This window comes from Sphingobacterium thalpophilum, from assembly GCF_038396785.1.
Taxonomy (GTDB): Bacteria; Bacteroidota; Bacteroidia; order Sphingobacteriales; family Sphingobacteriaceae; genus Sphingobacterium; species Sphingobacterium thalpophilum_A.
Genome location: NZ_CP151087.1, coordinates 5,166,792 through 5,179,338 on the forward strand (window position 1 = coordinate 5,166,792; position 12,547 = coordinate 5,179,338).

General features: G+C 41.6%; 9 protein-coding genes. 1 reads left to right on the plus strand and 8 read right to left on the minus strand.

What is annotated here, in order from left to right:
* Positions 1 to 15 precede the first annotated feature (15 nt).
* The gene (locus AACH28_RS22895; protein ID WP_341831614.1) at positions 16 to 405 is read right to left on the minus strand and encodes a hypothetical protein; all 390 of its coding nucleotides are present in this window, start codon (positions 403 to 405) and stop codon (positions 16 to 18) included.
* Positions 406 to 448: 43 nt separating this feature from the next.
* Between AACH28_RS22895 and AACH28_RS22900 the strand changes: the two genes are divergently transcribed.
* A complete protein-coding gene (locus AACH28_RS22900) occupies positions 449 to 1,645 on the plus strand; it encodes an IS110 family transposase (protein WP_341831097.1) in 1,197 nt (398 codons plus the stop codon).
* A gap of 239 nt (positions 1,646 to 1,884) precedes the next feature.
* Here AACH28_RS22900 and tnpB read toward each other — a convergent pair whose 3' ends face one another.
* The 7 genes from tnpB to AACH28_RS22935 all read right to left on the minus strand — a co-directional run bounded on the left by tnpB (position 1,885) and on the right by AACH28_RS22935 (position 12,467).
* Positions 1,885 to 2,223, minus strand: coding sequence for an IS66 family insertion sequence element accessory protein TnpB (tnpB, locus tag AACH28_RS22905; protein WP_341831615.1), 339 nt, complete (start codon positions 2,221 to 2,223; stop codon positions 1,885 to 1,887).
* Positions 2,223 to 2,510 (minus strand): IS66 family insertion sequence element accessory protein TnpA, encoded by a 288-nt coding sequence (gene tnpA, locus AACH28_RS22910; RefSeq protein WP_341831616.1) that lies wholly within the window; start codon positions 2,508 to 2,510, stop codon positions 2,223 to 2,225. The genes tnpB and tnpA overlap by 1 nt, the downstream gene beginning before the upstream one ends.
* A gap of 507 nt (positions 2,511 to 3,017) precedes the next feature.
* Positions 3,018 to 5,186 (minus strand): glycoside hydrolase family 97 protein, encoded by a 2,169-nt coding sequence (locus AACH28_RS22915; protein ID WP_236560254.1) that lies wholly within the window; start codon positions 5,184 to 5,186, stop codon positions 3,018 to 3,020.
* A 49-nt stretch (positions 5,187 to 5,235) separates the two neighbouring features.
* A complete protein-coding gene (locus AACH28_RS22920) occupies positions 5,236 to 6,615 on the minus strand; it encodes a hypothetical protein (RefSeq protein WP_341831617.1) in 1,380 nt (459 codons plus the stop codon).
* A gap of 5 nt (positions 6,616 to 6,620) precedes the next feature.
* A complete protein-coding gene (locus AACH28_RS22925) occupies positions 6,621 to 7,760 on the minus strand; it encodes a SusF/SusE family outer membrane protein (protein ID WP_341831618.1) in 1,140 nt (379 codons plus the stop codon).
* Positions 7,761 to 7,794: 34 nt separating this feature from the next.
* Complete coding sequence (locus tag AACH28_RS22930; RefSeq protein ID WP_070566764.1) at positions 7,795 to 9,504, minus strand: RagB/SusD family nutrient uptake outer membrane protein; 1,710 nt, start codon at positions 9,502 to 9,504, stop codon at positions 7,795 to 7,797.
* Positions 9,505 to 9,524: 20 nt separating this feature from the next.
* On the minus strand, positions 9,525 to 12,467 hold the full coding sequence (locus AACH28_RS22935; protein ID WP_341831619.1) for a SusC/RagA family TonB-linked outer membrane protein: 2,943 nt from the start codon (positions 12,465 to 12,467) through the stop codon (positions 9,525 to 9,527).
* Positions 12,468 to 12,547: the final 80 nt, after the last annotated feature.

The following is a 12,547-nucleotide window of genomic DNA, read 5'->3' on the forward strand; positions in this document are numbered from 1 at the left end:
AAAAAATGAAATCGTCTACCTGCACGCGCGTATCACGCTTAGTGTTTGTTGGGTAATACCCAGATAGGAGGCAATATGTCCCAAGGAGGCTCTTAGCAATATGCCAGGAAATTTGTCGAGCATATTTTTATAGCGTTGCTCGGCAGTTTGAAGTTGTAATGCAAGAGTTTTTTCGGATAGCATACTAATCACTTGCAGCGATACCTGCAGCCGGAAGTCCTTAAAAGCAGGGATGCTATTACAAAGTTCGTCGAGTTTGCTATAGGGGATAACACGCAAACAAGCTTCTTCCAATACCTGTTTACCATAGGGGTGGGGGCGGTCAAAAAAAACACTTTCAAATTTACATTTAATTTTCCGATTACACACAAGCGGATAAAAATTGGCGAGAGCTATCGCAATCAAATCAAGTCCCGCTGCTTATCTTTATGTTGAAAAAAAAAGTTATATGAAAACAGCAGGACTTGACGTGCATAAAGATAGTATTTTTTGTGCGGTATTTAATGGGAAGCATTATTCGGATGTGGAGGTTTTCGAAACCTTCAGTACGGGCATTCGACAGTTGGGAGCCTACTTGAAGGCTGCGGGTGTTCTCCGAGTAGCGATGGAGAGTACCAGTATTTACTGGATCCCGGTCTGGAATATTCTCTCTGAAATGGGCTTTGATCTGATGCTGGTGAATCCCTTTTTAATCAAACAGCTGCCCGGCCGCAAAAGCGATGTAAAGGATGCACAGTGGATTGCCCAGCTACTTCACAAAGATATGCTTCGCGGGAGTTTTGTGCCCGGTGAGCGAATACAGGAACTCAGGAGCTACACCCGTTCCTATAGCAAGTTGCAGCAGCGGATAGTCCGTATGCTTACCAAAATGGACAATATCCTCGTACAGGCCGGAATCCGTTTGGGTAGTCTTGTGACCGATATCGGAGGGAAAAGTATGCTGAGTGTCATTGATGCCCTGATAGCCGGGGAGCGTGATGCCGTACGTTTAAGCAAACTGGTCTATGCCAGTAAGAAGAACAAAGAAAACGGAAAGCTGGCAGCAGCACTAACCGGCTGCATGAAGGAGCACCACCGCTTCAACCTGCAGATGGCAAAAGCTGAATACGACCTGTTGATCAAGCAGTCTGCTGAGTATATAGAAAAGATTGAAGCTATCTGCCTGCGTGATTTTCCACGGCAGAGTGCCTTGCTAAAGACGATTCCCGGCGTTAGCCGTATCAGTTCCGCTGTGATCATCGCCGAGACCGGCGCAGACATGAAAGTTTTTGAAAACAGCGGTAAACTGAGCGGATGGGTCGGATTACGACCAAAGAATGATGAAAGCGCAGGGAAATATAAAAGTACAGCAATCACTAAAGGAAACAGATATCTCAAGCCAATACTGGTACAGGTTGCCTGGGCGGCAAGCCGCTGTAAAGGCTCCTATTTTAAAGACAAATTCAACCGTCTAAGTATAAGAAAATCCTCGAAAAAGGCCCTGATCGCTATCGCACGAAAAATATCCGTTGTTGTATGGAATATCCTAAAAGACTTAACCCCTTATAATCCGGCACTACAGGTGATCTACGAACCAGCCAAACTAGATGCCAGGATACGGTATCACCAAAAAGAAATGGAACGCATAGCGAAACTTAAACCATAACAATTTTTTGCGTAAAGGCCGGGTATCTTTATGGTGGCTAAAAGACCCCGTTTTTAAATTGGCCAATGCAAATGCCTGAAAAGGCTATAAGTACACAAGCATGAGTTAATGCCAGCCTTACGGCTGACCAAACTCGAAGAGGAAAATCGCAAAACCCAATGCGCAAGGGGACTGTATTATAGTTAATTTATAGAGGAAAGATACGGAATTACCCGCGCCCATGCAACCAAAAGCCACTTTTAAGGCAAAGAAAAACGTCTTTTCTGAATGCTTTTTACAACTTGTATACCCTCCACCATCAGAACCAGGTCACTCCAGGATAGTTCACCGTTTTTCACCCCTGGTGCCAGAAAAGTTCCGCTCTCCAAACGTTTATAATACAACACAAAGCCACCCTTCTCCCAATGCAATAGCTTAACATACGTACGACTACGGTTCAGGAAAACGAACACTTCACCACTGGTGGCCTGTCGTTGCATACCCGAACTGATCAGTCCGCAGAGTCCGTCAAATGATTTTCGCATGTCGCAAAAGCCGTCATAAAGGTAAAAACGGTGCGATGAACCAAGCGCAAACATCAGTATAGACGGATCAGCTGTGACACAAGGGCAACATCGTTTTCGATCTTGATACGCACACCATTGGGATAAATAATCTCAACATCGCTCTTTCCCCGCGCCTTATCAATTGTTATAAAGTTTCCGAGGCCTGTTGTGTCATTTTCTTTACTGCGCGAAAACCAATAATAAAAGGTCGCTTCGTTGATCCCATTTTCCGCGCAGTAAGCTTTCTTGCTTTTACCGCTCTGTTGCCAGTCTGCTATAAGCGACAGCATACGCTCACGTTTTTCTTCTAAGTTGTTCATACAGCAAAGCTAAAGCCTAATGCGATCTAAGGCAATATGTACTTCATAGCACGGATACGATACACTGATATTAAGATTGAAATAGCTATATAATACAAGGCCAAACCGATGAAAGATTCAAAGAGAATTATTGAACAATAGTACTGCCCGCAAGGAGTGATGAAAGACCAAGATTTGTTTATCAAGGAGTTGATTCAATTGTTTCCGAGTTTAAAAGAAAAACTTTTAGATGAAGATTGCTAGCGCGAGGGATGTTGGAAATTATTCAGTAGGATTTATCAATATCTAGGTCATTAATCTGGGATAGATATGTTTAGGCAAAAAACTTTTATGCATAAAAAATAGAAGCATGAAAACGATTATTAAGGTTATTGTGATTATCGTTATATTACTATTGGCGTTTGATCAATCTAGAAGGCCTTATTAATTATAGAAATGGATAAGACATTTAGGGATTCATTTCCGTTTGGATCCGAAAAATCCTCCCTATGATCTCATCAATTGCCTTTATTTTTTGATTGGGACAATCGAAACAGCATAACCACCGCCTGCGGCACAATGTTGAACGATAGTATCCTTTTTCGTTACTCTTGTAGTTTTTATTGTATACGCTTGTGGTTTTGTCTTATAGTTTGCGTCTGATGCATCAGCATAAATAGTTGCCAAATAGGTCATTCCTTCATCCAGAAAATCAAATTTTATCTTCGATGTTCTGCTGGAATTTCCATTTACACTTCCTAAAAACCATTTTTCTGTATTTTTTTCTTTACGGGCAACGGTAATATATTGACCAGGTTCAGCCTCTAAATATTTACTGTCATCCCAATCCAGCCCGACATCTTTAATAAATTGAAAAGCATCTGGAAAACGATCATAATTTTCCGGAAAATCTGCTGCCATCTGCAAAGGGCTATACATCGTTACATATAGCGCCAATTGGTTGGCCAACGTACTATTCACATGGGCACCATTGGCGAGGTTCATTTCAAAAATACCAGGGGTATAATCCATTGGACCGCCAATAAGTCTTGTAAAAGGCAAGATAGTTACATGATTAGGCTTTATGCCACCAAATGCATGGTATTCTGTACCTCTAGCAGATTCATTGCCTATCAAATTTGGCCAGGTACGTGCTACACCCGTCGGACGTACAGCTTCGTGCTGATTAACCATAATTTGGTAGGAAGCTGCTTTTTCTACAGCATACTGAAAATGGTTATTTGTCCATTGGCTATAGTGGTGTTCACCCAATGGAAGAATATTTCCTACATACCCACTTTTTACAGCATCATAACCCAATTGGTTCATCAGCCTATAGGCTGTATCGATATGTCGCTCATAGTTGCGGATAGATCCGGATGTCTCATGATGCATAATCAGTTTCACACCTTTGGCGTGTGCATAATCGTTTAATCCTTTGAGATCAAAATCAGGATAAGGCGTGACAAAATCAAAGACATAATCTTTATCATTGCCAAACCAATCTTCCCATCCGATATTCCATCCTTCAACCAAAACACCCTCAAAACCATGCTTCGCAGCAAAATCTATATACTTTTTAACGTTTGCTGTTGTCGCGCCATGGGTACCATTTGGTTTTGCCATACTGAAATCTGTTATTCCCAACTGGACAGACGGAAATTCATTTGTATAGGACCAACTACTCTTACCGGAAATCATTTCCCACCACACGCCTACATATTTTGTAGGCTTTATCCAGGAAGTATTTTGTATTTTGCTTGGCTCATTCAAATTATAGGTCATCTTAGACGCCAATATATCTCTTGCATCATCACTTACGATAATTGTTCTCCAAGGTGAGGTAGCGGGTGCTTGCATTTTACCCTTATCGCCATGTGAATCTGGCGTAAGCCAAGATTCAAAAACAAAATTTTTGTCATCCAAATTGAGGTGCATCGTCGAGTAATTCAGACAGCTTGCTTCATGTAAATTGATGTAAACACCTTCATTGGTTTTTAGCATCAACGAGGTCTGTACCCCCGTTGGCGAGAAGGAGGTTTGAGAGACGTTGCCGCCTTCGTAAGCGCTTCCCATCAAACCCCTTATTTCAGATAGTTTAGATGTGGTATAATTATATTCCTGGGTGTCATAATCGCCAGGAATCCAATAAGCGGTATGGTCACCAGTCATGGCAAACTGGCTACGTTCCTCTTTAATAGTGAAGTAATTTAGGTTTTTCTGCAGTGGAAATTCATACCGAAAACCGAGACCATCATCAAATAAACGAAAACGGATAATAATTTGGCGCTCTGTTTGTTTTTGGTTTAATGTGACAGCGAGTTCATTATAATGGTTTCTTACATTTTTAGTTTCTCCCCATACCGGTTGCCATGTTTCATCGAAAGTGCTGGTCTTTGAATCGGAGATTTCAAAATTGCTATAAAGCGAGCTCTTCTTTTTTATCTGGGTTTCACCATCCGTTTGTCCCTTTAAGTTTAATTCTTCATCCGGTTTGAGCTTGAGTTCCAATCCCAGATTGCTGGTCTTGATTACCACGTTGTTTTTAAACTTTAATTCGTAGGTTGGCGTACCTTCTTTTGTCAATCCAAAGGCCAGTTCAAATCTTCCATTGGGCGATTTTATCTGTTGCCCCCGTGCTACGATCCCGTTACAGCAAAAGACGACAAATAAAAGAAAAATTGATTTTTTCATCATTTCTATTTTAGCATATATATTAAAATTCAGTATTGTTATGAGCTTTGGATTACTTCGTTAATCGCAAAACTGTTACACCATGTGGTGGAATATTCTCAAAATAGGAACTCATTGTCCCCAGGTCTTCATGTTTCCATAAATCCCTTACCCGCCAATGGCTGCCAGATAAATCTGTAAAATTCAATCCTCTGGTTTGATAGTTACTCTCTCTATTAAAAAGGGCTATGACCCAATCACCATTGGTCAACTGACCTTTCCAGATCTGGCTTTTTGGATCTTTCGGATCGTTGGTTAAGGGTTTTCCGACAAATCCATCTTCTCTTAAAGCAAGTAGTTCCCTATTTTGGTAAAGCCAAAGATTTTTACCGATGGAATTATAACGGTCTCCAATTGTGACAGCGCCGCCAGAAATAAAGCAGGCTGAGATGACACTCTTCTTTTCATGATCATTGGAAAAAGTATTAATCCGAAGAAAATCAGCATCCAGTATCATCTTTCCTCTGCCTGAAATGTTAGACCAATAGGTCAGACCATCCATGCCATTTGCATATTGTGACCATCCAACACGTTTGATTCCACGTTCATTGTCGCTCCATCGCCACCATTTGCCATCTCCAACATCGTCGTTGACGCGGATCATGTGTCCGTATTTTTGCTCTACCTGCGCATCATTATAGAGATGTGGCATCACCAGACTTAAGAAAATTCCATTTTTATCGCAGGCTTCACGCATCCACCGAAGAGCTTTCTCGTAGTACGCCGCCGGACGTACTGGACCTACTGTCCCCATATTCCTATCTTTTCCATCTTCAAACCAGGAAAGAAAATCTACGCGTAGATAGCGCACACCCATATCCGCATAGTATTGAATATATCCTTTGACATATTCTTCGGCTCCCGGTTTGTCAACTTGTACCCACTTAAACCAGGTGGCCTGTTCATCTTCTTTCATGATGCTGGAAAGGGGAATATTCGTTCCTTTAATTTTTACACCAGCATCAGCGGCCAATTTGATTACCCATAGGGGGTTGTTGTATATTCCCAAAGTCATCCCTCTACCTTTCAGGTTATCGGACCACCAGGCGTAGTCGTGCTTCCATTTGGACGAGTGGGTAGTACGATAACCATCGGCGTTGTATTTAAAGTCGTCGCCCCAGCCGTCGATACAGACCATCTTGTAACCTAAAGATTTTAGGTTGTTGTCAATCCAGTTGATATTCTTTTCCCATTCATCTTCAGGAATATAACCATCCGTTTCGAAGTTATATTCGTAAGGGCTCCAATATAGTGGGCCGACGAACGGATTTTGCAAACTGTCTGGATGAATTATCTTTGTGGTTATATCATTTGAAGGAGTTTTTGAACATGCTGTCATAAACAGCATGTTCAAAAATACAAATGGTGTAGCGAGTTGATGAAATCGTGTCATATGGCCTAATTTTTGACAATTGAAATTGTTTCGTAAAGCTGGTTGAAGGTAATTTTATACGTTCCAGCTTCGGTAATTTTCCATTTGTTGTCGATTTTACCCTCAGCGATAATTATTGCATCTTTTCCTGTTGTTCCTTCTCCATTGGTTGGTGGCATGAAGAAATCTCCGTCCCAGCTTCCGGTTGCGGTTGGGATCTTAAATTCGCCTACTTTTAATGAGCCTGTATAAGTAAACTCATAAGGGTTTCCTGCTGTAGGCACCATTGGTGTTGGATTATCTATTGTCCAGCCAGAAGGCACGGCGTCCCCTACGAGCCATATCTGCTTGTAGGGGGTAAAAGGTTTGATCGTTATAAATGGGGTTGCACTGATATTAAGCAGAATCTTGTAAGCGCCAGCAGCTGCGATGTTCCATTTATAATCAGGGTTTCCACCCGGAACCAGCTGAACACCAGTTTCCGAAAGTTTTGGATGGTTTGCTAAAGGCATAAAGAAATCTGTCCCCCAATTTCCTGTCGCTACAGGGATTTTAAAGTCACCAGCATTCGATACTTCATTAAACTTAAACTGAAAGGCGTTGGTCGGATCTTTCTTCATTGCATTTGGGTTCTCAATATTCCAGCCATTTGGCGTAGCATCGCCCACCACCCATAGGGATGCATACGCCGCACCGACCGGACCAGGAACAACCTGTATGCTGATTGTTTTCGATGTAGTGGACAGCGTTTTTGACGGAATTAGTCCGAGCACCGTAATATCCAATTTGGACTCTACATTGACCGTCATCTTCAATTTTTCAACTAGTATAGCGTTCAATTCACCCTGGGTAAACCGTTTGCTTATCGCTCCAGAGGCGACTGCTACACTATCCCGTTGCTCACCGTTAGCCAGGATTATTTTATAAGAGATCATTGAGTTTGAAAATGCCGGCCACGAAACCGTAAGCGCATCCTCAGACGGCTTACTCGGATTAATGACCACTTTATCGGCAGATGCTGTAATATCCGTAATTTCGAATGGCAGTGGGTTAGGTGCATCCAGTTCTTTCGAACAGGACTGCACCATTATTAAACATACGCCCCATAGCAGGATATTTCCAAGATGCTTTGAAGCCGACAATCTTATTTTCCAATTAAATTTCATAACTTTCAAAAGGTTTTATACTTACTAAAACTGATTAGTATCCGGGATTCTGTTGCAATGACGGAGTTAGTGTGAAAACACTCTGACCAATAGGATAAATTTTAGTATGATCACTATTATCAGGTTCTTTATCCCACCATTTTCCAGAATTGAATTTACCCCAACGAATTAAATCGGTTCGGCGTCTTCCTTCGACCAAGAACTCGCGACCCCATTCATCGATCATTTCCTGATCGCTCAATTGCTGTCCCGACTCCAGGTACAGGCTGTTTGAGCCAGTTGGATAGTTACGCTTACGCACCGCATTCAACAATTTTGCGGCGGATCCTTTATCGCCGGTTCTATATTTACATTCAGCTAGTGAATAATAAATTTCAGCAAGTCTAATCTCTGCAAATGCCGAAGAAATGGTATTTGGATCCTTAGAAGGATATATCGGATATTTCGCAACCCATAAGCCAGAGTTGTCATCTGCATGGTTCATATTGGATTCTTTATCTGCGATCTTTGTTCCCGGAGGGGTATCTTTAAACCATCCCACCTGATCACGGGCAAAGATGGTATATCCTCGGTTGCTTTTGACCAATTTTGTCGGATCGCTATAATAGGGGAGGTAACCGAACAAAAACATACCTTCTCTTTTACTATTGCCAAGATTTTTATATTTCTTTAATCGAAGATCATCTGGATAGCGCTGAAATTTGATAAAGGGCTTACCGAGGGCAAAATTATACTCGACACTGTCCACATCCCGTCCTGGCTGAAGGGCATAGCGGGTATTCATATTTCCGAAATCGGTAAAGCCGAAGAAATTTTGAGCCTGATGCGGTGCCATCCACCAATACATATCCGAACTATAATGCCAGTGTGTGCGGGCCAAAGTTGCAGGGAATCCGTAGATAACTTCACTGGAATTTGCGTTATCGTAATCAAAAGGTTTTGACCATATCGTTTCCAATTGGTAATTGCCATATTTTCCGTCTATGATATCCTGACATACCGCAGCACATTCAGCATATTTGCTTTGACCCGTATAAACTTCAGCATTCAGATAAAGTCTGGCCAATAAGGCTGCGGCTCCGCCTTTTGTCCATCTACCAATACCCGTTGTGCCAAGATCCTGACGGAGTGGCAATCCGGGAATAGCATCTTTCAGTTCTTTTTCAATAAAGGCGAAGGTTTCAGCAGGTGTCGCTTGCGGCGGAGTTGCAGTTTCACCCTTTACTTTTGTTACCAGTGGAATATTCCGGTATAAATCAAAAGCCCGTAGGTTGAACCAGGCCCGGAGTGTCTTCAGCTCAGCCACAAAGTCGGCCTTTTCCGCTTCAGTGATCTGAACTTTTTGGATATCCACCTTTTCGATATCCTCAAGCGAGTTTGTCGCTAAACTGATACCCTGAAAAAGAGCTTTCCACATATCACTGGTATAATCATCCTGAACTGTCCAGGTATGGTAATGAGCCCGTTGGTATTTGCCTCCATCAAACCAGTCGCCATCCCTATTTGGGGTCATCAATTGGTCGGCAGGGAGTTCCTGCGCGTAAAATAGACCACCACCCTGAATCGACCAAAAGGCATGTTCAAACGGTCTCAAAAAATCACGGATTACATCTTCTCTTTTCTGTAAGAAATTGTCAGAAGTAATTTTATCATATAAGGTTTCGTCAAGCTTGGTACAGCTTGCGCTTCCCAAAATTAGGGTGCTAATGGAAAGGGGAATTATATAACGTAATGAAAATTTCATCTCTTTGTTGTGTTTAATCGTTAGAATTTAACCTGTAAGCCTGCTAGGAATTGTGCCGTCGATGGATAGTAAGACAAGGAAGTATTTATACCGGGTGTTAGTCCATTAACGGATATTGCTTCAGGATCACCTGTTGTAAACTTGGTGAAAGTATATAGATTCCGTGCTACGGCATACACCCGGATCGAACTGATTTGCTTGACAGGAGGTTTGATATTATAACCAATCGTAATATTGTCGATTTTTACAAAATCACCTTTCTCCAAGAAGTAATCCGAAAGAGTAGAATAGGTCTCTGCATTGGTCAACGCAGCATATTTGCCATTTCCATAAGCCGATTTGAGCACGTTCGCACCAGATTGCGTAACTGGGGTTCCCAGATAAAAAGCGGTCGTGTTAAAGAGGTCGTATTTAAATGAACCTCGTAAAAATACCGAAAGATCGAAGTTTTTGTAGGTAAAGTTCTGTCCCAAACTGGCGGTAAACAATGGTAATCCATTGCCTACAAAACGTTTATCCTCTTCCTTTGCTGTATTTCCGGGTATAATATTGTTGTCCTTATCATACACCATCAAACGTCCAGTGGCGTCGATACCGGCAGATTCGTACATATAGAAACTGCCGATTCTCCGTCCTTCTTCCAGACGTTGAGCTGGTCCGGGAGACCCCGGCGAAGGCATATAGGACATGAATTGAAAGTTTTGCCCCTTATAAATGTCATTTGAAAAGGAAACGAATTTATTGCTATTTGATGCTCCAGCGAAACTTACCGAATATGAAAAATCTTTCTGGGTGAGGATTTTAGCATTTAATTGCACCTCCAGGCCCGAATTTTTCATAGTACCTACATTGGCAAAGGTTGTTGTTAACACGAATGGTGGAACCGGAACGTTATAAGAGCCTAGCAGATCTTTATTGGTACGTACATAATAATTGATACTACCACTTATTTTTCGTTGGAAAAGATCAAAATCGACACCGAAATTTAAGTTCTGTGCTTTTTCCCAACGAAGGTCATAGTTGGTATTCTGACTGGGACCCCAAACTTGGTATGATGCCCCGTTAAACGCAAAATAACCATAACCTTGATAAGTATCTAACGAAAGGTAACTGCCAAAGTCCTGATTACCGGTCTCACCGTAATCTGCTCGAAGTTTCAGGTCGTTGATCCAAGAAGCTTTCGGAAAGAAATCCTCCTCCATAATTCGCCAGCCTAACGAGAGAGCGGGGAAATAACCCCATTTGTTCAGTCTTCCAAATTTAGAAGAACCTTCATAGCGCAAACTTGCCGATGCATAATATTTATTTGCCAAATCATAATTTACCCTTCCAAAAAAAGCGATCAGTTTCGCATCATTTTTATATGAACCAACCGATCTGAACGTGTAATCACCAGGCTGTGGATTGGTAGGAATAGGGACGTCATATTGACCTGAGCCCAGATTGTTATACGTCAGTACATCGGATGGGAAATTTTGGTTACCTGCATTCATTCCTGAATACAGAAAATAATTATATGCATATCCTCCTAATACGTTAATATTATGTCTTCCGAAACTTTGTTTGTAGTTTCCTGTCCATTCAAATACATACTGGTCACTTTTTTTATAATTTCTTCCCGCTGAATTTCTACCACTATTTCCATTAATTGCGCCTGTATTGTAGGACGGTGTAAAATTGAAATCAAAAAAATCAGAAGATTGTTGTGCCAACGTTACCTGTGTAGACAAGTTTTCCAAAATGTTAAGTTTAAAAGCTGCATTCCAGTCCAGGTACTTTCCCTCGGTTCCATCCAATACCGTGCGAAGCTCTTCAACAGGATTATAAGCTCCAGAAAAACCCGTATTGATATAATTGAATAAGTTTGGATTTTTTGCATCCATCACCGGCAATGTTGGATTTAGTGTCAAACTTTGATTGAATGCATTATAACTGGCATTATTTGCTTTAAGGAATCTGGGCGCAATGGTTACAGTGGCTGTATACAGGTTATTGGCCGAGGTATGGGACAGATTCAACCGCGCCCCGTATTCTTTCTTGTCTGAACGTAAGTCCAATCCATGAGCATTGCGCAGGTCAAATGAGACGATATAATTGGTTTGTCTGTTTCCACCAGCTAACTGAAGCGTGTTTTTTTGATTAAAGGCGAATTTGCGCGATACTTCGTTAAACCAATTGGTATTTCCTCCAAAATCCCTTCCTCGGTTGTGTTTTAAAAAATCTTCGGCACTGAGAACCTGGATACGGTTATTCGGTAAGTCAAAACTCGCATATCCATCATAAAATGCGTAAGGCTCAGATGTGCCTTTTTTTGTTGTGATAATAATTACGCCATTGCTCCCACGTGTTCCATAGATAGCAGAAGCTGCACCTCCTTTGAGTATATCGATTGATTCAATATCGTTTTGATTTAAGTTGTCAACATTTCCCCCAGGAACACCATTAACCACATAAAGCGGTCCAAGTCCGGCGTTGCGGGAAGACACACCACGTAGTTGCAGACTGGGAGAGGAATTCGGATCTGACTGGCCAGTGTTTACTACACTGAGTCCCGCTACCTTGCCAGCAAGAGCATTAAGTACGCCATTTCCACCAAATACGTTGAGATCCTTACCGTTTAGATGTGTAATGGCGCTGGTTACTTCTTTTTTATCTAGGGTTCCGTAGCCAACTACTACAACGTCCGCTAATCTTTCTTCATTTGTTTCAAGCGTTAGATTATAGACAGTGGCGTTATCAATATTCTTTTCCAATTTTTTATAGCCTAGAAAACTTATCTGTAATTTATCCCCGACATTTACTGCGGATAGTGCAAATCTTCCTTCGTCATCTGTTTTAGTAGCTTTTGGTTTTCCGGATACGGTAATAGAAACACCGGCCATTGGTTTACCTGTCACATCAAGAATTTTCCCTTGAATGTTTTTTTCTTGAGCTTGTGCCCATGTCATTATCAGTATCCACATAAACACAGTTAATAGATACTTTAAAGACGAGCACTGTCTTAAATAGATTACCCTCATAAATTGGTTGTTTAAAATTTTTA